This is a genomic window from Burkholderia sp. A2, assembly GCF_001729305.1.
GTDB lineage: Bacteria > Pseudomonadota > Gammaproteobacteria > Burkholderiales > Burkholderiaceae > Burkholderia > Burkholderia sola.
Genome location: NZ_LZXX01000093.1, coordinates 64,079 through 83,764 on the forward strand (window position 1 = coordinate 64,079; position 19,686 = coordinate 83,764).

General features: G+C 65.8%; 23 protein-coding genes. 4 read left to right on the forward strand and 19 right to left on the reverse strand.

Features of this window, described 5'->3' with window-relative positions; translation table 11 throughout:
- Nucleotides 1-85: 85 nt before the first annotated feature.
- Nucleotides 86-1,507 (reverse strand): cytosine permease, encoded by a 1,422-nt coding sequence (locus A9Z05_RS16995; RefSeq protein ID WP_069619212.1) that lies wholly within the window; start codon nt 1,505-1,507, stop codon nt 86-88.
- Nucleotides 1,508-1,900: 393 nt separating this feature from the next.
- Here A9Z05_RS16995 and A9Z05_RS17000 point away from each other — a divergent pair, with 393 nt between their 5' ends.
- The gene (locus tag A9Z05_RS17000) at nt 1,901-2,824 is read left to right on the forward strand and encodes a LysR substrate-binding domain-containing protein (protein ID WP_069619213.1); all 924 of its coding nucleotides are present in this window, start codon (nt 1,901-1,903) and stop codon (nt 2,822-2,824) included.
- A gap of 75 nt (nt 2,825-2,899) precedes the next feature.
- Here A9Z05_RS17000 and argE read toward each other — a convergent pair whose 3' ends face one another.
- The 8 genes from argE to A9Z05_RS17040 form a co-directional block, all read right to left on the reverse strand.
- A complete protein-coding gene (gene argE / locus A9Z05_RS17005) occupies nt 2,900-4,063 on the reverse strand; it encodes an acetylornithine deacetylase (protein WP_069619133.1) in 1,164 nt (387 codons plus the stop codon).
- Entirely contained in the window at nt 4,056-4,733 is a 678-nt protein-coding gene (locus A9Z05_RS17010) for a DUF1028 domain-containing protein (RefSeq protein ID WP_069619134.1), read from the reverse strand. Before A9Z05_RS17010 ends, argE begins: the two co-directional genes overlap by 8 nt.
- Nucleotides 4,730-5,179, reverse strand: coding sequence for a RidA family protein (locus A9Z05_RS17015; RefSeq protein ID WP_050014029.1), 450 nt, complete (start codon nt 5,177-5,179; stop codon nt 4,730-4,732). The genes A9Z05_RS17010 and A9Z05_RS17015 overlap by 4 nt, the downstream gene beginning before the upstream one ends.
- Nucleotides 5,180-5,247: 68 nt before the next feature.
- Nucleotides 5,248-6,570 (reverse strand): NAD(P)/FAD-dependent oxidoreductase, encoded by a 1,323-nt coding sequence (locus tag A9Z05_RS17020; RefSeq protein ID WP_069619135.1) that lies wholly within the window; start codon nt 6,568-6,570, stop codon nt 5,248-5,250.
- A 184-nt stretch (nt 6,571-6,754) separates the two neighbouring features.
- Nucleotides 6,755-7,201, reverse strand: a complete 447-nt coding sequence (locus A9Z05_RS17025) for a hypothetical protein (protein WP_069619136.1) — start codon at nt 7,199-7,201, stop codon at nt 6,755-6,757.
- A gap of 217 nt (nt 7,202-7,418) precedes the next feature.
- On the reverse strand, nt 7,419-8,024 hold the full coding sequence (locus tag A9Z05_RS17030; protein WP_256122010.1) for a hypothetical protein: 606 nt from the start codon (nt 8,022-8,024) through the stop codon (nt 7,419-7,421).
- Between the two features lie 35 nt (nt 8,025-8,059).
- Nucleotides 8,060-8,353: a RebB family R body protein gene (locus tag A9Z05_RS17035; protein ID WP_050014033.1), complete on the reverse strand. Its 294-nt coding sequence runs from the start codon at nt 8,351-8,353 to the stop codon at nt 8,060-8,062.
- A 113-nt stretch (nt 8,354-8,466) separates the two neighbouring features.
- Nucleotides 8,467-9,024 (reverse strand): RNA polymerase sigma factor, encoded by a 558-nt coding sequence (locus A9Z05_RS17040; protein WP_069619138.1) that lies wholly within the window; start codon nt 9,022-9,024, stop codon nt 8,467-8,469.
- Nucleotides 9,025-9,267: 243 nt separating this feature from the next.
- Here A9Z05_RS17040 and A9Z05_RS17045 point away from each other — a divergent pair, with 243 nt between their 5' ends.
- Nucleotides 9,268-10,110: a Crp/Fnr family transcriptional regulator gene (locus tag A9Z05_RS17045; protein WP_256122011.1), complete on the forward strand. Its 843-nt coding sequence runs from the start codon at nt 9,268-9,270 to the stop codon at nt 10,108-10,110.
- Between the two features lie 85 nt (nt 10,111-10,195).
- Here the strand turns inward: A9Z05_RS17045 and A9Z05_RS17050 are convergent, their stop codons facing one another.
- The 6 genes from A9Z05_RS17050 to A9Z05_RS37825 form a co-directional block, all read right to left on the reverse strand.
- A complete protein-coding gene (locus A9Z05_RS17050) occupies nt 10,196-10,519 on the reverse strand; it encodes a RebB family R body protein (protein ID WP_069619140.1) in 324 nt (107 codons plus the stop codon).
- Between the two features lie 172 nt (nt 10,520-10,691).
- Complete coding sequence (locus A9Z05_RS17055) at nt 10,692-11,054, reverse strand: RebB family R body protein (protein ID WP_069619141.1); 363 nt, start codon at nt 11,052-11,054, stop codon at nt 10,692-10,694.
- 193 nt (nt 11,055-11,247) lie between these two features.
- Nucleotides 11,248-11,580: a RebB family R body protein gene (locus A9Z05_RS17060; protein WP_069619142.1), complete on the reverse strand. Its 333-nt coding sequence runs from the start codon at nt 11,578-11,580 to the stop codon at nt 11,248-11,250.
- Between the two features lie 80 nt (nt 11,581-11,660).
- Entirely contained in the window at nt 11,661-12,287 is a 627-nt protein-coding gene (locus A9Z05_RS17065) for a hypothetical protein (protein WP_069619143.1), read from the reverse strand.
- A 344-nt stretch (nt 12,288-12,631) separates the two neighbouring features.
- On the reverse strand, nt 12,632-12,970 hold the full coding sequence (locus A9Z05_RS37820) for a DUF6396 domain-containing protein (protein WP_256122012.1): 339 nt from the start codon (nt 12,968-12,970) through the stop codon (nt 12,632-12,634).
- Between the two features lie 57 nt (nt 12,971-13,027).
- Nucleotides 13,028-13,675, reverse strand: a complete 648-nt coding sequence (locus A9Z05_RS37825) for a tetratricopeptide repeat protein (protein ID WP_256122013.1) — start codon at nt 13,673-13,675, stop codon at nt 13,028-13,030.
- Nucleotides 13,676-14,084: 409 nt separating this feature from the next.
- Here A9Z05_RS37825 and A9Z05_RS36955 point away from each other — a divergent pair, with 409 nt between their 5' ends.
- The gene (locus tag A9Z05_RS36955; protein ID WP_176730218.1) at nt 14,085-14,240 is read left to right on the forward strand and encodes a hypothetical protein; all 156 of its coding nucleotides are present in this window, start codon (nt 14,085-14,087) and stop codon (nt 14,238-14,240) included.
- 208 nt (nt 14,241-14,448) lie between these two features.
- Nucleotides 14,449-15,462 (forward strand): tryptophan--tRNA ligase, encoded by a 1,014-nt coding sequence (gene trpS, locus A9Z05_RS17075; protein ID WP_069619144.1) that lies wholly within the window; start codon nt 14,449-14,451, stop codon nt 15,460-15,462.
- A 9-nt stretch (nt 15,463-15,471) separates the two neighbouring features.
- On the opposite strand, the gene A9Z05_RS17080 is transcribed toward trpS, so the two are convergent.
- The 4 genes from A9Z05_RS17080 to A9Z05_RS17095 form a co-directional block, all read right to left on the reverse strand.
- Nucleotides 15,472-15,882 carry a VOC family protein gene (locus A9Z05_RS17080; protein WP_069619145.1) on the reverse strand — a complete coding sequence of 137 codons (411 nt, stop codon included), beginning with the start codon at nt 15,880-15,882 and terminating at the stop codon, nt 15,472-15,474.
- 93 nt (nt 15,883-15,975) lie between these two features.
- On the reverse strand, nt 15,976-16,896 hold the full coding sequence (locus A9Z05_RS17085; RefSeq protein ID WP_069619146.1) for a bestrophin family protein: 921 nt from the start codon (nt 16,894-16,896) through the stop codon (nt 15,976-15,978).
- Between the two features lie 187 nt (nt 16,897-17,083).
- Nucleotides 17,084-18,091: a cytochrome d ubiquinol oxidase subunit II gene (gene cydB / locus A9Z05_RS17090; RefSeq protein WP_069619147.1), complete on the reverse strand. Its 1,008-nt coding sequence runs from the start codon at nt 18,089-18,091 to the stop codon at nt 17,084-17,086.
- 2 nt (nt 18,092-18,093) lie between these two features.
- Complete coding sequence (locus tag A9Z05_RS17095; protein WP_069619148.1) at nt 18,094-19,494, reverse strand: cytochrome ubiquinol oxidase subunit I; 1,401 nt, start codon at nt 19,492-19,494, stop codon at nt 18,094-18,096.
- Nucleotides 19,495-19,686: the final 192 nt, after the last annotated feature.

Consider the following 19,686-nt stretch of genomic DNA (forward strand, 5'->3'; position numbering starts at 1 on the left):
GCCGCCCTGCGCTTGCCGCTCGCGGCCGCCGCATCGCCACCGATGCGGCGGCCGTTCCATTGGATCGCGTCGAACGACGCCACGCTTACCGCACCGCCGTCGGCGGCAGGTGCGCGCCGCCCTGCCGGCGCCGATACGCGCTGTCGCGCGTCGCGAGCCAGTAGTACAGCGGCGACGTCAGCAGCAGGCCCACGAGCCACGACAAATCCGCGCCGCCCAGATGCGCGGGAATCGGACCCGCATACATCGGCGTGTTCATGAACGGAATCTGCACGACGATGCCGATCGCATACGCGAGCAGCGCCTGCGGATTGAAGCGGCCGTAGATTCCGCCGTCCGCCATGAAGATCGACTGGATGTCGTACTTGCCCTTGTGGATCACGTAGAAGTCGATCAGGTTGATCGCCGTCCACGGCACCAGCACGACCAGCAGCGCGAGCACCAGGTCGACGAGGTTGCCGACGAAGTTCGTCGACGCGCCGATCGCCGCGTAGCAGCACGCAACGAAGATCACGACCGACACGATCGCGCGCGCCTTCGCGGTCGGAATCCACTTGTACGCGAACGTCTGCACCGACGTGATCACCGCGAGCACCGCGCCGTACAGGTTCAGCGCGTTGTGGCTGATCACGCTCAGCAGGAACAGCACCAGCATCAGCGGGCCGAGCGGGCCGGTCGCCTGCTTGACCGCGTCCATCGTGTCCGCGCCGGCCGGCACCGCGAGCACGGCCACCGCGCCGAAGATGAACGCGAGCGTCGAGCCGATCGTGCAGCCGAGGTAGGTCGCCCAGAACGTCGACGCGACGCCGACGTTCTCCGGCAGATAGCGCGAATAGTCCGACACGTACGGCGCGAACGCGATCTGCCACAGCGCCGACAGCGATACCGTCGCGAGCCAGCCCGCGAAGTCGAAGCCGCCGCGCGTCAGGAAATCGGCGGTGTTCACGTGCGACAGGATCATCCAGAAGCCGACGGCAATGCCGATGCCGAGCACCCACGTGCCGATACGGTTCAGGATGTGGATGAACCGGTAGCCGACGATCCCGATCAGCCCGGAGCCCACCGCGCCGATCACGATGCCCACGGGGACCGGCACCGACGACGCGATGCCGTGCACCGACTTGCCGGCGAGCACGATGTTCGACGCGAAGAAGCCGACGTACATCACGGCCGCGATCAGCGTGACGAGCAGTGCACCCCACGAGCCGAACTGCGCGCGGCTCTGGATCATCTGCGGGATACCCATCTGCGGCCCCTGCGCCGAATGCAGCGCCATCAGCACGCCGCCGACCGCCTGGCCGACGACGATCGCGACGATGCCCCACATCAGGTTCAGGTGAAACATCTGCACGCCGAGCGCGCCGGTCACGATCGGCAGCGGCGCGATGTTGCCGCCGAACCAGAGCGTGAACAGGTCGCGCACCTTGCCGTGGCGTTCCGCGGGCGGCACATAGCCGATCGTGTGCTTCTCTATCATCGGGGACGCATTGCGTTCCGCGTTCGTCATGGTGAAGTCTCCTGTCCTGCGCGGCGATGCGCGCGTGCCGTTCACGCCGGTGCGCGTGGGGGTGCGCGCCGGCCATCGGTCCGGATGCGCGAGCGACGCCGCGCCGCGTGCACGCTCGGCGGTGCCGAACGAAGCCACGCGTGCGCTGCAAGCGGGGACGGATGACATGTCCCGCCGGCGCGCACGCGGCCCCGTCGCGATCCAGGTTGGAGAGGATGGTGCGCCACGTGCATTGCGACCGGAAAATACTAAAAATATTTCCGCGACATACGAAAAAGCTCTGCAGCGGAAATTTCGGCGCCGATCGACTTCAGGTAAGGTGCCAGGGTCTGTTTCCATATGGAACGCGCATGCGCCCGCGGCGACACGCCGGGGCGGGCGTCAGAGGTGCTTGTGGCTCACTACACTTTGCGGCAACTGAAATACTTCATCACGACGGTCGAATCCGGCAGCGTCGCCGAGGCATCGCGTCAGCTCTTCATCGCGCAGCCGTCGATTTCCAGCGCGATCAAGGGGCTGGAAGAGAGCTTCGGCGTGAAGCTGTTCATTCGTCACCACGCGCAAGGCGTGTCGCTGACGCCGAGCGGCACGCGCTTCTACCGGAAAGCGCAGGAACTGCTGCGCATCGCGCACGAGTTCGAACAGAACGCGCTCGCCGACAACGACGTGATCGCCGGGCAGATCGACATCGGCTGTTTCGAGACGGTCGCGCCGCTCTATCTGCCGCAGCTGATCGCGGGTTTTCGCGAGCGCTACCCGGGCGTGAACATCCGGCTGCGCGACGGCGACCAGCAGGAACTCGTGCAGGGGCTGACGTCCGGCACGTTCGATCTCGCGCTGATGTACGACCACGATCTCGACGGCACGATCGAAACCGAGCCGCTGATGCCGCCGCAGCAGCCGTACGTGCTGCTGCCGGAGCACCACCGGTTCGCCGCGCAGTCGCACGTGTCGCTGCGCGATCTGTGCGTCGAGCCGATGATCCTGCTCGACGTGCAGCCGAGCCGCACGTATTTCGTCAGCCTGTTTCACGAACTCGGGCTCACGCCGAACATCGTGTTCGGCTCGCCGTCGATCGAGATGGTGCGCGGGATGGTCGGCCAGGGCTTCGGTTTCTCGCTGCTCGTCACGCGCCCGCATTCCGACTATACGTACGACGGCCAGCGCGTCGTGACGATCGGCCTCAGTGAAACGGTCAGCCCGTCCGGGCTCGTGAGCGCGCGGCTGAAGCGCGGGCAGCTCACGAAACAGGCGCAGTCGTTCGTCGATTTCTGCCGCGAGCGGCTCGCGCAGATCGTCGCCGAAGCGGCGCGATGAGGTCGCTGAGGTCGCGACAGGGAATGGGACATCGCACGCGCCGCCGGATGCGGCGCGTGCGTGCCGGCCGCCCGTTCAGGCGGCGGAAGCAAGGTACGCGGCGAGGCGGCCCAGCATCGCGTCGCATCCGTGCAGTTGTTCGAGCGTGACGAACTCGTCGGGCTTGTGCCCCTGGTCCATGCTGCCGGGCCCGCACACGACGGTCGGAATACCGGCCTGCCCGAACAGCCCGCCCTCGGTGCCGAACGCCACCGTGCCGAACGCGTCGGACCCGCTCAGCCAAGCGACCAGCCGCGCGGCCTCGCTGTCCGGCGCGGTCGCCAGCCCCGGATACGCGCCGAGCGGTTTCAGTTGAATGTCGGTATCGGGCTGCACCGCGCGCATTCTCGGCAGCAGTTCGGATTCCGCATAGTCCTGCAGCTTTCTCGGCACGTCGTGCGCATCGAAATCCGGCAGCGCACGCACCTCGAAATCGAACTCGCATTCGGCCGGCACGATGTTCAGCGCGCGGCCGCCCTTGATCAATCCCGTCTGCACGGTCGAGAACGGCGGGTCGAAGCGACTGTCGTGCCGCTCGGGGCGAGCGAGCGCCGCGCCGATCTCGCCGAGCCGGCCGATCAGCTTCGCCGCATAGTCGATCGCGTTGACGCCCGATGGCGCGTAAGCGGAGTGACACGCGGCGCCTTTCACGTGGCAACGCATCGCGAGCTTGCCCTTGTGACCGAGCACCGGCTTCAGTTCGGTCGGCTCGCCGATCACGCACAGCCGCGGACGATGTTCGCGCGCGGCCAGTTGTTCGAGCATCGGCCGCACGCCGAGACAACCGACTTCCTCGTCGTACGAGAACGCGAGATGCACGGGCACGCTCAGCGGCCGCGCGACGAACGCCGGAACGGCCGCGAGCACCGATGCGATGAAGCCCTTCATGTCGGCCGTGCCGCGGCCGTACAGGCGACCGTCGTGCTCGGTCAGCCGGAACGGTTCGACCGTCCATGCCTGCCCGTCGACCGGCACCACGTCGGTATGGCCCGACAGCGCGACGCCGCCGCGATCGCGCGGGCCGATCGTCGCGTACAGGCTCGCCTTCGTGCGTTCCGCGTTGTAGAACAGTTCGCTCTCCACCCCGAAACCCGCGAGATAGTTGCGGATGAAACCGATCAGCTCGAGGTTCGAATCGCGACTGACCGTCGCGAAGCCGATCAGCCGTTCGAGCAACGCGCGGCTCGACGGATCACTCATCGCCGGGCACGCCGTAACGCGGTGCGGCGGTCGGGTTCAGCGCGCGCGTCTGGTAATCCTGCATCTGCGGCCGATACGCGCGCCACAGCGCGTCGAGCTGCCTGACCGGATCGGTATCGGCCCAGTCGACTCGCAGGTCGACGATCGGCCAGGTCACGTCGCCCGTCACCTTCAGCGCGGCCGAATGCACGGGCCCGGCCTCGCCGCCGGCCGCCATCGCCGCGTGCATCGCGGCCAGCAGGCGATCGGCGAGCAACCCCGGCGCGTGCTCGAAGGCCCGCACCATCGCGTCGATCACGGCCGGCGCGGCCAGCAGGTTGCCCGCCGCCACGCACTGCTCGCCCCGCACCGCGCGATGCGTGCCGAGCGCCTCCTTGCCGGTGAAGCATGCGGTCTGCCCCTGCCCGTCGATCACCGTGACCTGCCGGTACTGGCTCCAGCCGTTCGCGCTCAACGCCCGGTCGAGTGCCGCCGCCGGCGCGAGTTGGTCGTGCTCGATCAGGTCAAGGATCTGGGGCCCAAGCGCCGGCAGCGTGATGTTCTGCGTCGACACGGCGCCGACGCCCGCACGCACCCACGGGCAGCGCGCGCCCACCGCGATGCTCGACGAGCTGATCGCGATCCCGAGCTGCCCCGTCTCCGGGCAGCGCCCGACGATGGAGAACGTCATGTCGCCTCCCGTGCGCGGTTCGGCTGCCAGTTGTCGGGGATCACCGCGATCACGTCGATCTCCATCAGCCACTGCGGCTGGCCGAGCGCGGAAACGACGAGTCCCGTCGAGATCGGATAGACGCCCTTCAGCCACTTGCCGACCTCCTGGTACACGGGTTCGCGATAACGCGGATCGATCAGGTAGGTCGTCGTCTTCACGATGTGGGTGATGTCGCTGCCGGCTTCCTCGAGCAACTGCTTGACGTTCTTCATCGCCTGCTCGGCCTGCGCGCGCGGGTCGCCGAGGCCGATCAGGTTGCCGTCGAAATCGGTGCCGACCTGGCCGCGCACGTAGACGGTGTTGCCGGCCCGCACCGCCTGGCACAGGTCGTTGTCGAGCGTCTGGTTCGGGTAGGTATCCTTCGTGTTGAACATGCGGATACGCGTATGGGTAGGCTGGCTCATCGAGGTCCTTCGAGTGTCGGTGTGGTCGCCCGCCGCGCGGGAAGGGGCGCGGCGGGGTCGTCAGGTTGTCAGTTCGCCGCTTCGGCGAGCGGGCGCGCGTCCGGCTGCACCGCCTGCGCGGCCGCGCGGTGCTGCGCCGCGTCGTGGTACGCGAGGTACTTGCGCTGCGTGACGATGTGATCGGCAATGTGCTTCGCGTCGTGCCACACGCCCCAGATGAAGCTGGAGCCGCGCCGCGACAGCCACGGCAGCCCGAGGAAGTAGATGCCCGGCTCCTTCGATACGCCGCGCTGGTGTTGCGGCTTGCCGTTCGACGCGAACGCGTCGACGTTCAGCCAGCCGTAGTCGACCGCATAGCCGGTCGCCCAGACGATCGACGCGACGCCCGCGCCGGCGAGATCGAGCGAGAGGATCGGATGCGCGACACAGCCGGGGTCCGGCAGGATGCGCCGGGCGTCCGGCTCTTCCGGCAGGTCGAGGCCGTTGCGCGCCGCATACGCGTCGGCCGCGTCGAGCAGCGACAGGTAGTTCTCGTCGCCGCGCGCGAGATTGATCGCGAGATCGGGTTCGAACACGGCCACGCCGCCGTCGAACGACTTCGTCAGCCCGACCAGCGTCACGCCCTGGTTCGCGAGTGCGCGGAAATCGACCGTATGGCCGCCGCGCGCGCCGCTCACCGCGATCGTCACGTGTTCGCGGCCGGGCGTCGCGACTTCCTTGTCCCATTCGCCGAGCACGCCGAGCCACCAGCAGAAGTCGCGGCCGCGATATGCTCGCGGCGGACGATCGTGCGGCCCGACCGACAGGTAGACTTGCCGGCCCGCGCGCTGCAGCTCGTCGGCGATCTGCACGCCCGACGAACCGGCGCCGACCACCAGCACCGCGCCTGCCGGGAGCTGGCCCGGGTTGCGATAGTCGGCGGAATGGATCTGCACGACGCGCGCGTCATCCGGCGCGATCGGCGGAATCACGGGGCGCTGGAACGGGCCCGTCGCGACCACCACGCGGTTCGCCTCGATCGTGCCGTCGGACGTCTCGACGACGAAGCCCGGCTTGCCCGTGTTGCGCACGACATGCTTCACTTCGACGCCGGTGCGGATCGGCGCGTTGAATCGACGGGCATACGCTTCGAAGTAGTCCGCGACCTGGTCCTTCGTTGCGAACGCATCGGGGTCGAGCCCGTCGAACTCGAGCCCCGGGAAGCGGTCGTGCCACGCGGGGCCGTTCGCGACCAGCGAATCCCAGCGCCCGGTGCGCCAGCGTTCGGCGATACGGCTGCGCTCCAGCACGAGATGGGGCACGCCCTGCTTGCCCAGGTGCTCGCTCATCGCCACGCCGGCCTGCCCGGCGCCGACGACGAGCGTATCGATCGAGGTTGTTTCGACTGCCACGGCTGTCTCCTTCTGAAGTGCGGCTCATGCAACGCTTGTGTCGTCGCGTGAGCTGGAATGGAGACATTCTGCTGACAGGCCGCGTGGCGCGAAACGAGGTTTTTTGTTGGCGTTGACGAGCAAAAAGCTGGGGCGAGGCCGGCGCCCGCGTATCGCGGGCACCGGTTTCGATGGATCGTGCAGGCTACACGTTGGTCCACGCGTCGGTGCCCTTCTGATACTGCATCACGCCGCCGTGGAGCCGTACCCGCAGGTTGCCGTCCGGCACCTGTACCCATTGGGTCATGCCGAGGCTCATCATCAACGCGACGAAGAAGTCCCGCACTTCTTGCGACACATTGGCCTGCCAGACATCGATGCGCCCGAGACACGCCCGCATGTTGCCGCTCTGCTGCATGATCGTCTCGACCTGTCCGGCGACATTCGACGCCGTATCGTAGACCTTCGTGCCGTCGGGGCTGACGATCGACAGATGGATGCCGCGCACCAACGTCGGCTGGCCGGGCGTCTGCTCGACGAGCGCGATGCAACTCGTCATCGTGCCGAAATCGATTTCCGTCGCATCGCCCCAGTTGCGCTCGCCAACCCGCAGCGGCGCCGAACCGTGTACGTTCTGAATGATGTAGGACATGGGTTCCTCACATGACTAGACAGAACTGCCGGTAGCAGGCCGCGACGTGTTCAACCCGGAACGTGCGTCGCGCCCGCCGCTCACGTCCCGCATCGGGCCTGACGGGCCCGGCGGATCGTGTCGATTGAGACTGTTTCGCCCGCTGCACGCGTGGCAGGCGATTGCCCCGAGGTTCTCGATGCATGATGGCCCGCGACGTTCATATCGACGCCGCGCCCTACGTGCCCTTCTTGTCCAGCAGCGCCTGATACTTCTGCAGGCTCTCGTCGATCCGGTCGAGCGCGACGCTCGCCGCCTCCCCTTCGATCGCCTCCGCGGCGCCCGCGACGACCGCCGCGGTCGCGACGAACAGGTCCGTCAACAGCAGGCCCACCGCATCCATCGCCATGCCTTTCACGTCCTCGTCGATGGTCTTCTGCGCGAGGTCCTTCATCAGCACGCTCTTGCCCGCGATCGCCAGCGACGTCGACGCCTCGAAGTAGTTGGCCGCCGCCTGCGCGACCATGCCGCCGGCCTGCGTGATCAACATGTTCGGACCGACGGCGATCTGCGTGGTCGCGTAGGACGCCGCCTCCGCGTTGATCGCCTGCACCGTCTTCAGCGCCGACGGCGCGGCCCCGGCCGCCCCCGCGATCTGGTCCGGCACCTTCAGCGCATCGGTGAACCTGCGCAGCCGGTTGACCGGCCACGCGCGCTTGCCGGGTGTCGGCGTCGCGTCGTGCGGCGCGACCTCGGCCGGCGCGGCTGCTTCGGCCGCGGCCTCCGCGGCGGCGTCCGGCACCTGCGTCGCGCCTTCTCCGCGTCCGCCCAAAAGACCTTTCATGTTCATGATTCAGGTATCCCGATAGTCGTCGCGTCCTAATGCGTGGAACCCGTCGGCGAGCCGCCCGCCGCGGGCAGCGACGCGCCGCCCGATGCGGGCTTCGGCGATGCCTCGACGGACAGGATCATCGCCACGGCCTTCGACACGACGGCGTTCGAGATCTGGTTCAACGCCGCCTGCTGCTGTGTCATGTTCTGCGCCGAGATGCCGACGGCCTGGCTGAACATCTGGTAAAGCATGCCCAGCGCCTGGGCCGGCGAGCCCGCGACGACGTTGACGTTGGTCTGCGTCAGCGCATCGGTAATCTGCTCATTGACTTTGTCTGCCACGAGGCCTCCTCGGATCTCGGCTCCGGCATGCGATTGAAGGAACGGCGGGCCGGCAGGCCATCGACGCCGCGCATGCCGTTAGGAACGCTGCATGCCGGCATTCGTGAACGCGCTCACGCGAGTTCCTCGCGCAACTTCTTGCGCAGCAGTTCGACGCGCTTTCTGGCAAGCGGCTCGTTGATCCCGAGCGTCGCGGCGATGTGGAAATACGGCCGGTCCTCCTCGAACTTCAGCGTGAACAGCATCTGCTGCTGCGGGGACAGCACCGACAGCGCCTGCTCGAGACGCAGCAGCTGTTGCCGCAGCAGCAGTTGCTGCTCGACCGACGGCGCGTGACCGGCCAGCTCGACGGCGTGATCGTCGTCCCAGGCCGGATCGAATTCGAGCATGCCGCTTTCGCGCAGGCGGCGGCGCGCGCCATCGAGGAACGCGTGATTCAGCGCCAGGAAGAGGAAACCCGTCAGGTTCCGGACGCGCTCGGGCGAGCGCTGCAGGTAAATGTGGACCTTGAGTGCGGTATCGGAAAGCAGTTCGTCGGCCCGGTGAACATCACCCTTGCACAACAGGCGCGCGCGGCGCCGCAATTTCCCCTGCATTTCCCGCCACGTGCGGTCGAGCTGCTGCGCCGGAGACTCGGGCGTCGGGGCAGCGTGCTGGTTCGAGGTTGTCATCCCGTGTCTTCCTTTTTTATGGAAAACACAGAATCGATTCGAGGCCGGGATTGACGCTGTTACCCGTGTAACACCGATATAACGATAATCGGCTTCGGTAAATTTTCTTGATTATTATGAACGGAAATATTAATTCACCGGCATAGCCCGATCCGTCGTTTCAGGTGCGCCGCCGGGCCTGACTGAATAACGGCATTGCGATGAAAAAGAACGACTACCGCCGCGATGCGTCCGTGCGTCGGCATGCTGCTTTCGATGTCGGTCGATCAAGCGCACTTGCCGCCAAAGTGCCGCCTCGTCCGGACCGCTTGCCGATTATTTCAATACTTTCATTATTCATTTTTCACGCAATGCCGAAGGCAGCGTTTTTCGCTAGGTGGCCGCATCGTTCAACAACCTCGCGCGGAAAACATGCCTGCCCTTGCTAACGCTCAAACGCTGCGCAACATACCGATACTCGTCGATCTGCCGGAAAGCCTGCTCGCCCACATCGAGCGGCACGTCACGCCCTGGCCCGAACACGGCAATCGCCTGTTGTTCTTCAAGGGCGATCCGGGGGATTTCGTCGCGTTCGTGCACCGCGGCCGCGTCTACAAGACGCTGCACGAACCCGGCGGACGCGAGATCATTCTCGGCCACTCGATGCCGGGCGACCTCATCGGCGAAAACACGCTGATTCTCGCGCACCGGCGCAGCTTCACCGCCCAGTTGAGCGCCGACTGCCGCATTTCGCTGCTGCATCGCCAGCACTTTGCGCCGTTGCAGGCCAACGCGGAATTCATGGCGCGCATCCACGAACAGCTGTGCCGGCACATTCATCAGCTGAGCGACTTCGTCGAGTCGGCTTGCCTGTACCGGCTCGAAGCACGACTCGCGCGCCATCTGCTGAACCGCATGCAAGGGAACGATCTCGAGGTGCCGCTGCCGGAGAGCCAGAGCATTCTCGCCGCGATGCTCAACGTCAGCCGGCCGCGACTGAACAGTAGCCTGCAGAAGATGCAGCGCGACGGCCTGATCCGGCTACACGAACACGGCGTGACGATTCGGAAACCGGAGCAGCTCCGGACCATCGTCGACGCCAATTGACGCCCGTTCAGGCAAGCGCATTCGCGATGCGGCGCCGCCGTGCGGGCAGGTCGAGCGCGCCGCGTTGCGCGGCGCGCGGTGAAGGTCAGCCGCGCCCGTGACCGAGGGCGTTCATCAACTGCGCGACGGCGGCCAGTTGCGAGACGAAGCTGTCGTTCGCCGACCGCGCCGCGCTGGCCTGCGCCACGGGCGAGCCCGCATAGAGCTGCATGATGCCGACGGTCGTGGCGGCGAGGTTGGACGCCGCCTGGTTCGCCTGCATCTGCACCGCGTTGTGAAGCAGGATCGCGGACGCATGGCTGTTCGATTGCATGAGCGTGCCCAAGGCCACGGCGGGCGCTTCGCCTACCACCTTGACGTTGGCTTGCGTGACTGCATCGGTCATCGCAGGGGAAACCTGTTCCGGCATGTCGTTGCTCCTGGTTGGCTCGCCGCTGCGGCGCGGTCGCGGCGAAAGCATGAATGGGTCGGTCGGCGCCGTCGAGACGCGACAGGACGTCCGCCGTCACGGCGTCGATACGACGTCGGGCGCCGGGCGACAGCCACCGGGATCGGGGCCGCCGCCCGGCGCCGACGCAGGGTTACCCGGCCAGCGCCTTGCCGAGCGCCAGCACGTCAGCCAGCACGGACAGCACGCCGTTCGAGCCGATTTCGGTCGCGGCGGCGCCGGCGCTCGCCGGCCCGAGCGTGTACAGCTGCATCGTGCCGACGTTCGTCGAGGTCGGCAACTGCACCGCGGACTGCGACTGCTGCTGCACGGCGTTCTCGAACAGCACGCTGAGCGAATGGCTCTGAGCCTGGTACAGCGAGCCCGTTGCCATCGCGGGCGCTTCGCCCACCACCTTGACGTTGGTCTGCGTGACCGCGTCGGTGATCGCGGCGTTCACCGCACAGGTCTTGCAGGGGTCCTTCGTGTCAAGCGGATCGTTGACGTCGTTTGCCATCGTATTTCTCCTGGTTCGCGAACGGGCACCGCATCGAATCGGCGCTGCCCGCCCTGTCGTTTGCTCCGGAACACCGCGCGGCACCGCTGATCAGGCGCCGGCGGTCATGCTGCGCATCCGCGGCACGGCGGCGGTATCGGCGGCGCGTGCCACTTGCGCCGCCGCTCGACCACGGCGCCGCGACGACGCCTTACTACTTGGTCACGGCCTTCCCGATCGCGATCACGTCGGCCAGAATGGAAATGATCCCGTTCGCGCCGATTTCCGTGGCGGCCGCGCCCGCGCTTTCCGGTCCGATCGTGTAGAGCTGCATCGTCCCCACGTTCGTCGACGTTTGCGACTGGATCGCGGCCTGCGACTGCTGCTGCACCGCGTTCTCGAACAGGATGCTGAGCGAATGGCTCTGGGCCTGGTACAGCGAGCCCATCGCCATTGCCGGCGCTTCCGCGACCACCTTGACGTTGACCTGTGTGACCGCATCGGTAATCGCGGGATTGACCTGGCACACTTGACACGTATCAGCCATTTGTTGCTCCTTGGTTCACGTAGTTGAGAGGTCGCACATCGGGGCCGGCCGGTTTCGCGTTCGGTCGCATGACCCGCGTGCTACTCCATGGACGCTTGGCCGGGCGTATCGTGAACGGCAGCGGTGGATTCGGCGGCTTCGGCCGGGCCGGCGACGATGCTGCGCAACCGGTCCTCCATCGCGTCGAGCCTGACGGCGAGCCCTTCGGCGAGCGCATCGCCGTATTGCCGGAAGCATGTTTCGATTTCCTGACGGATCAGGCCCGTCAGTTGTTCGCCGATCATCGTCAGCGCCTCGCGGGTGCTGTCCTGGATCCCGGCTGCGCCGGATGCCTGCGCGTCGCCGGCCGGCTCGTTCGCGTCGAGTACGCCCGATACTTTTCGCTGTTCCGACGCGAGCATGTCGAGGGTCGTCTCGTTCTGCGTGTCGATCGTCTGCAGGATGCCGCGCATCTTCTCGTACGCCTTTTGCTGGTTGAGCTGCAGAAAATGCTTGATCTGTTGGCGCGCCTCTTGCCGGGTTTTGAACTGCGGCAGGGGCGGCTTCGCGGCGCTCGCCGGCGCGGCCGGGCCGGCGGCAGGCGTCGGCGGGTTTGCTTGCCGGCCCGACAGCCGTTCCAGCAGCGCCTGTTCTTCGCCGGGCTTGAGAGGCCGTCCGAGTCGCTCCGCGAGCTGCCGCAGCAGCGGGTCGAGTGCTTCGTTGCTCATGACTCACACCTCCTCGAGGTTCGCTCGCGACACGGGTACGTGCGGTTCGGTGTCGGACGGACGCCGCGCCACGACGGCCTGGTCGGCGTGCTGTAATGGATATCGCATGGGGTTCTCCGGGAAAGGGATGTGCGACGGCCTTGCCGGAAATTCGGCAGGACTGCTGCAAGGACGAACCGTGCGAGGGAGGTGTGAAGTCGGCCGGCACCGCGCGAGGGCGGCGGGGTGTCAGGGAGCGGGTAACCACCGACAGGCGCGGCCGTCGTTTCCGCCTGCGGAAGAACGGCGACCTGCGGCTTCTCCGGCAGCATCTGGCCACCGGACACGTATGCGTACCCCGTACGCTACGACACGGGATGCGCCGCGGGTTTGACCGACGACTCCGGCACGGACGTCACTGCTTTCGCCGCGTCGATCAACGTCTCCTTGTTGCCGTCCCACTTGGGCAGCTTGGCGGGCGGCAGCGGCACGACCTTGTCCAGATTCGGCAGACGCAGGTCGGGGTCGCGCTCGAGGCGGTCGGCAAGGACACTGTAGCGCTCGGCGCGGGCACGATCCTTCATATTGCCGACCACGGGATCGCCATCGTCAAACGCACCGAACAGATAGGCCGCACTTTCGGCGCTGCCGAACTTCACGCCGTCATGCAGCGTCTTGAGGGCGCGTTCGTTGTTCTCGCTCAATTCGGCTCGATCGCCGACGATCGTCGTTCCCAATTCATATGCAGCAAGTCCGTTACCTTACGCGACCGCACATTCCAGCATTTGCAGGGATATCTTGCGATTACCCCAGAAGCCCGCCTTCGGATCGTCATAGAGCGCATCTATCTTGCCGCCCAGATACGCCATCGAACTCGGGCTGCCCATATCGGCGGCCAATTGCCAGAATGCATAGGCGCGGCTGGCATCCGGCTTAACGCCCATCCCGTTCATGTAGTACGTGCCCATCAGATCGTAGGCGGCCGGAATACCCAGTTTCATCGCCTGTTCGGTGATCTGAACCGCATGTTCCGAATCACGCTCCACCCCCTCCCCCTGCGCGTACGCATTCGCCAGATTCAGCATGGCCTTCCAGTGCTTGCGCTCGGCCGCTTTCGTCCACAAATCGACAGCGCCCTTGTAATCGCGCTGGTTCGGCCACAGCAGGGAACTGGTCAGCGCCATTGCCTGCTGATTCCAGCGATCGGCCTCCGGATCAACAGGCGGCACCACGGCAGCTTCATGCCTGCACTCAAATGCCCCGCGATGCGGATTGAAGGCAGTCAGCGACATATTCCGCGGAAGCGCATCGCCCCTTGAACAGGCCGCACTGGCGAAGCACAAGAAAACAGAAACCAATTGCGTGAAGCCAATGCGGCGGGCAGCAGTCGAACGTAATTGATTTCGCACGATTTCGAATACCCATGTAAGAAAAGCGAGCCCATTGTCGCGCGCTCGTTATGGTATGAGCGCACGAGACCGGAGGATCCATCCGGTTTTTCCAAGCGATTTCATTGGCCACCGGCAATCGCGCCCAACGGGGAAACGCCCGAGCCTCGGCCCGTAGCGTGGACACGAGGCCATCCATTCCGACCATCACCCTACAATCCTTGACCATGCGTACCGCCCCGAACTGGTAGCATGCGCATCGTTTCGCATGAGACGTGCGTTTCAGAATATACGATCGAACCCTTTTTGAGATCCCCGGACACTTCTGCCCCACGGGAAGTCCCGTTGACCCATTTCCGCGCAACACCCCGGCTCGCCCCGCGCGACCCGTTGCAGTAACCGTTGGAGTGGCGCACCCGCGCCTGCAAGCATGAAGAAATCGAAGCAGCTCACCCGTCCCCCACGCGACAAGGACCGCACGCCGCTCGTACGCGCCGGTGCGTGGCTGTTGATGGCCGGCCTGCTGTACCTGCTGTGGCCGTCCGCCGAAACGGCGTACCTCGCGATGGAATCCGTAATCCGTTGATGCGCACGTCCGCGCGCGCACTACGCTATACTGCCGCGATGGAAACGAAACCCGCCTCGCCGATCGTGCATTGCTGGTGGCGCGCCTGACCCAGGCGGCCCGTTTCCTTTTGCATGTCCCAAACGTGATGCCGCCAGCGATGGCGGCATTTGCGTTTCTGCGCTGACATCATGGCTGGCGGCTTCGATAACCCGGAGCAACGACGACCATGACGCACCCCACCCGCCCGACCATCCTCACCGGCGACCGCACGACCGGCCCGCTGCATCTCGGCCACTACATCGGCTCGCTGCGCGCACGCGTGCAGATGCAGCACGAGGCGACGCAGTTCCTGCTGCTCGCCGATACGCAGGCGCTGACCGACAACATGGGCCGCCGCCAGCGCGTCACCGAGAACGTGATCGAGGTCGCGCTCGACTATCTCGCCGTCGGCATCGATCCGACGATCTCGACGATCGTCGTGCAATCCCAGGTGCCCGAACTCGCCGAACTGTCGCAATACCTGCTCAACCTCGTCACGGTCGCGCGTCTCGAACGCAATCCGACCATCAAGGAAGAAATCCGCCTGCGCGGCTTCGAGCGCGACATCCCGGCCGGCTTCCTGACCTACCCGGTGAGCCAGGCGGCCGACATCACCGCGTTCAAGGCGACGCACGTGCCGGTCGGCGACGATCAGTTGCCGATGATCGAGCAGACCAACGAACTCGTGCGCCGCTTCAACGCGACCGTCGACAAGCCGGTGCTGGTCGAATGCGAGGCCGTGCTGTCGGCGGTCACGCGGCTGCCGGGCATCGACGGCAAGGCGAAGATGAGCAAGTCGCTCGGCAACGCGATCACGCTCGGCTCGACGCCGGACGAGATCGCGCAGGCCGTGAAGGACATGTACACGGACCCGAACCACCTTCGCGTGAGCGACCCTGGCCAGGTCGAGGGCAACGTCGTGTTCACGTTCCTCGATGCGTTCGAGCCGGACGTGGCGAAGGTCGACGAGCTGAAGGCCCACTATCGCCGCGGCGGCCTCGGCGACAGCGTCGTCAAGCGCGTGCTGAACGAGCGGCTGCAAGCGCTGATCGAACCGATCCGCACGCGCCGTCGTGAGTTCGAAGCCGACAAGGCCGAAGTGATGGCGATCTTGAAGCGCGGCACGCTGCATGCGCGGGAAGTGGCGGGGGCGACGCTCGCGGAGGTGAAGGGTGCGATGGGGCTCACGTATTTCGATTGAGCGGCGCCGTCACGGCCGCACGCGCTCCGCCGCCGCATGACACACGGCCTCGATCCGGTTGCCGGCCGGATCGACCAGAAAAGCCGCGTAATAGTCGCCGTGGTACTGCGGCCGCAAGCCGGGGGCGCCGTCGGACTGGCCGCCCGTTGCGAGGCCAGCCTCGAAAAACGCATGCACCTGCTCGTGGGAAGCGGCCTTGAAACACCAGTGCCGCTTGCTCGCCGCGACTTCGGCGGGATCCAGATACACCGCGAGAAAGGTCGACTCCGGGTCATTCGCGCTGCAACGTTCGCCATAGCCGAGCGCATTGGGCCGGTCATAGACCTTGGCTGCGCCCAGCGCAGCCATGACGGCATCGTAGAAGGGGCGTGCCTGGTCGATATCCGGCACGCCGATCGACACGTGATCAAGCAATTGCATGGTGCGAGCTCCATTGAACGAGCACGAGTCTACACACCCGTCGTCGATCCGGCCGATCAACCTTACCGACGACTACACTACCGCCCCCGCCGCCTACGTGATCTGATACGTCGATGCCGGCACGAATTCCTCGGGCATCGGCCGATCGCCGAGTTCGAGCACCGACCGCTCGATCGTGCGCGTGATCGCATCGAGCGCGAGCGCATTCGGCGCAAGACCGAACGGCTCCGCCACTTCGTTCGCGATCGCTTCGAGTGCGATCAGCGTGTAGGAAATGAACACGCAGATCAGCGGCGTGAAGAACTCCGTCGAATCGACAAGCCCGAACGGCAGCAGCACGCAATACGCATACACGGTGCGATGGAGCAGCACGCTGTACGAAAACGGGATCGGCGTCGACTGGATGCGCTCGCAACCGCCGACCGACTTGCCGAGCGCGTCGAGTTGCGTCTCGAACATCCAGCAGGTCGCATCGCTGCCGGGTGCGTGCCCCAGCGCACGCACGATGCCGCCGCGCAGCTCGTCGAGGATCGCGACCGGCTTGTAGCATTTGCCGCCGAGCGCGGCCGTGCGCTCCGCCCCGAGAATGCGCTGCAGGTCCGCGGTCGGATCGGTATGGCGCAACTGGTGCTTCAGTGCATACGCGAGCGCGATCAGCAGATCGGCGAGCCGGTTGCGCTCGGCGTCACTCACGTTGTCGGGCAGGTAGCGATGCAGTTGCGACGTCACGGCGCGTGCGGCGATCAGCAGGTTGCCCCACAGATGCCGCGCCTCCTTGAAGCGCTCGAAGCTCGCGTTGTTGCGAAACCCGAGGAAGATCGCGAGCGCGAGCCCGAACAGCGTGAACGGAGCGGTGTTCAGCGGAATCTTCTCGCCGAAGATGCGTCCGTTCGTGAAGACCGCCAGCGTGCTGACGATCGCCATGAACACGAGCTGCGGAATGATCGACTGCAGCACGGAGCCGTTCCATACGAACAGCATCCGGAGCCAGTTCTGTCGTGGTCGGACGATCATGATGTTTTCTCGACTGGCAAAGGAATAGGAAACCGGAATACGCAACCCGTTGCGCCCGCACCCGATGTGCAACGGCCCGCGCATGGCGGGCCGCTTTTCGGTCGGGGCCGGGCCGGGCGCCGCGCTGCGCGTGATGATACGCACCCGCCGCGCCCCGTCACCTCGCTGGCCGCTCAGTGATAGCCGCTCAGTGATAGCCGATATCGCCCTCGCGCACCTTGCCGCGGAACACGCGGTACTGCATCGCGTTGTACACGAGGATGATCGGCAGCACGATCACGGTGCCGACGAGCGCGAACAACTGGCTCGAATGGCTCGACGACGCGTCCCAGATCGACAGCGACGGCGGCACGATGTTCGGCCAGATGCTGATCACGAGCCCCGTGTAGCCGAGGAACACGAGCGCGAGCGTCAGCAGGAACGGCGTGGCCTCGTGCGTACGCTTCACCGCGTAGAAGATGCCCCATACGCATGCGACGACGAGGATCGGCACCGGCAGGAACCACCCCAGGTTGCCGCTGCCGAACCAGCGGTGCGCGACGGCCGGCAGCCCGATCACGGTCCACAGGCTGACCACGCCCATCACCGCGAGCAGCACGCCCGTGAGCGGCTTCATCAGCAACCGCATCTTGCGCTGCAGTTCGCCGTCGACCTTCAGGATCAGCCAGCCGCAGCCGAGCGTCGCATAGGTGACGAGCACGCCGATCCCGCACATCATGCTGAATGGCGACAGCCAGTCGAACGGCCCGCCCGCGAACTGGTTGTTCTCGACCTTGATGCCCTGCAGCAGCGAACCGAGCACGATCCCCTGGCAGAACGCGGCCAGCGCCGAGCCGCCGATGAACGCGAGATCCCACATGTGCTGCGTGCGGGTCGCTTTCGCGCGCAGCTCGAACGCCGCGCCCCGGAAGATCAGCCCGACCAGCATCAGCACCAGCGGCAGGTAGTTCGCCGGCAGCAGCGTCGAATACACGACCGGGAACGCGCCATAGAGGCCCGCGCCGCCGAGCACGAGGAACGTCTCGTTGCCGTCCCACACCGGCGCGACGGTGTCGAGCATCACCTGGCGCTCGGCCTTCGCATCGAAGAACGGAAACAGCAGCCCGATGCCGAGATCGAAGCCGTCCAGCATCACGTAGATGAATACGCCGAGGCCGATGATCGCGGCCCAGACGACAGGAAGATCGATGTGCATGGTTACTCCGCCTCGGTGACGTTCAGCGGCGTGGACAGCGCGCTCTTGCGCAGCCCCGGATGCCGGTGCAGTTCGATGTAGCCGGCCTGGGCCGCCGGCCCGCGCTTCATCAGTTTCATCATGTAGTAGATACCCGTTCCGAATACCAGGAAATACACGACCACGAAGACCAGCAGCGACACGCCGACCTGCTGAGCGGTGAGCGGGGAGACCGAGTCGATGGTGCGCAGCACGCCGTACACGGTCCACGGCTGCCGCCCGACCTCGGTCGTGATCCAGCCGGCCAGCAGCGCGACGATGCCCGACGGCCCCATCGCCACCACGAACCACTGGAACCAGCGCGTTTCATACAGGCGCCCGCCCTTTCTCAGCAGCAGCCCGAGCAGCGCGGTCAGCAGCATCAGCATCCCGAGGCCGGCCATGATCCGGAACGTCCAGAAGATGATCGGCGAATACGGGCGGTCCTGCGGCGCGAATTCCTTCAGCCCGCGGATCTCGCCGTCCCAGCTGTGCGTGAGGATCAGGCTGCCGAGGTGCGGCACCTGGATCGCATAGCGCGTGGTTTCGGCCTGCATGTCGGGGAGCCCGACCAGGTTCAGCGCGGTGCCGCCCTTTTCCGTTTCCCACAGCCCCTCGATCGCCGCGATCTTCGCCGGCTGGTATTCGCGCGTGTTCAGCCCGTGCGCGTCGCCGACGAAGATCTGGATCGGCGCGAGCACCAGCAGCATCCACAGCGCCATCGAGAAGCTGCGCTTCACGGGTTCGTCACGGCGCCCCTTCAGCAGATGCCAAGCACCGCAGGCGGCGACGATGAAGCCCGCGACGATGAACGCCGCGATCGTCATGTGTGCGAGACGGTACGGAAACGACGGGTTGAAGACGATCTTGAACCAGTCGACCGGCACGACGAGGCCATTCTCGATCTTGTAGCCTTGCGGCGTCTGCATGAAGCTGTTCGACGCGAGAATCCAGAACGTCGAGATCAGCGTGCCGACCGCGACCATCAGCGTCGCGAAGAAGTGCGCGCGAGGGCTCACGCGCTGCCAGCCGAACAGCATCACGCCGAGGAAGCCGGCTTCGAGGAAGAACGCCGTCAGCACTTCGTACGTGAGCAGCGGCCCGGTGATGTTGCCCGCGACGCGCGAGAACCCGGACCAGTTGGTGCCGAACTCGTACGCCATCACGACGCCGGAGACCACGCCCATGCCGAAGCCGATCGCGAAGATCTTCGACCAGAACTGAAACATGGACTTGTAGGCGGCGTCGCCGGTGACGAGGTAGCGCCATTCCAGCACCGCCAGGAAGCTCGCCATGCCGATGCTGATCGCGGGGAACACGATGTGGAACGACACCGTGAATGCGAATTGCAATCGGGCGAGATGGAACGCATCGAAGATTTCCATGACCGTAATTTGCTCGTGGTTGTGAGGACGTACGCTCGAAGCAGGAAATCGCGCGACGGCTTGGCGACGACACATGCGAACCCGAACGGTGGCTCGCACGGCATCGAAGCGTGAACGACGATATCGCGTTTGCAACGATACTCGCAATCAATCGAACGTGCGCTGAAACTGTGCTGCCTGCGCCGCCGAAGA

Bases quoted from the DNA above. Each gene is read 5' to 3' on its own strand.
- A9Z05_RS16995 (WP_069619212.1), bottom strand. From the start codon at position 1,507: ATGACGAACGCGGAACGCAATGCGTCCCCGATGATAGAGAAGCACACG.
- argE (WP_069619133.1), bottom strand. From the start codon at position 4,063: ATGAGTGATCCGTCGAGCCGCGCGTTGCTCGAACGGCTGATCGGCTTC.
- A9Z05_RS17010 (WP_069619134.1), bottom strand. From the start codon at position 4,733: ATGACGTTCTCCATCGTCGGGCGCTGCCCGGAGACGGGGCAGCTCGGG.
- A9Z05_RS17015 (WP_050014029.1), bottom strand. From the start codon at position 5,179: ATGAGCCAGCCTACCCATACGCGTATCCGCATGTTCAACACGAAGGAT.
- A9Z05_RS17025 (WP_069619136.1), bottom strand. From the start codon at position 7,201: ATGTCCTACATCATTCAGAACGTACACGGTTCGGCGCCGCTGCGGGTT.
- A9Z05_RS17030 (WP_256122010.1), bottom strand. From the start codon at position 8,024: ATGAAAGGTCTTTTGGGCGGACGCGGAGAAGGCGCGACGCAGGTGCCG.
- A9Z05_RS17040 (WP_069619138.1), bottom strand. From the start codon at position 9,024: ATGACAACCTCGAACCAGCACGCTGCCCCGACGCCCGAGTCTCCGGCG.
- A9Z05_RS17045 (WP_256122011.1), top strand. From the start codon at position 9,268: ATGCTGCTTTCGATGTCGGTCGATCAAGCGCACTTGCCGCCAAAGTGC.
- A9Z05_RS17050 (WP_069619140.1), bottom strand. From the start codon at position 10,519: ATGCCGGAACAGGTTTCCCCTGCGATGACCGATGCAGTCACGCAAGCC.
- A9Z05_RS17055 (WP_069619141.1), bottom strand. From the start codon at position 11,054: ATGGCAAACGACGTCAACGATCCGCTTGACACGAAGGACCCCTGCAAG.
- A9Z05_RS17060 (WP_069619142.1), bottom strand. From the start codon at position 11,580: ATGGCTGATACGTGTCAAGTGTGCCAGGTCAATCCCGCGATTACCGAT.
- A9Z05_RS17065 (WP_069619143.1), bottom strand. From the start codon at position 12,287: ATGAGCAACGAAGCACTCGACCCGCTGCTGCGGCAGCTCGCGGAGCGA.
- A9Z05_RS36955 (WP_176730218.1), top strand. From the start codon at position 14,085: ATGAAGAAATCGAAGCAGCTCACCCGTCCCCCACGCGACAAGGACCGC.
- trpS (WP_069619144.1), top strand. From the start codon at position 14,449: ATGACGCACCCCACCCGCCCGACCATCCTCACCGGCGACCGCACGACC.
- A9Z05_RS17080 (WP_069619145.1), bottom strand. From the start codon at position 15,882: ATGCAATTGCTTGATCACGTGTCGATCGGCGTGCCGGATATCGACCAG.
- A9Z05_RS17085 (WP_069619146.1), bottom strand. From the start codon at position 16,896: ATGATCGTCCGACCACGACAGAACTGGCTCCGGATGCTGTTCGTATGG.
- cydB (WP_069619147.1), bottom strand. From the start codon at position 18,091: ATGCACATCGATCTTCCTGTCGTCTGGGCCGCGATCATCGGCCTCGGC.
- A9Z05_RS17095 (WP_069619148.1), bottom strand. From the start codon at position 19,494: ATGGAAATCTTCGATGCGTTCCATCTCGCCCGATTGCAATTCGCATTC.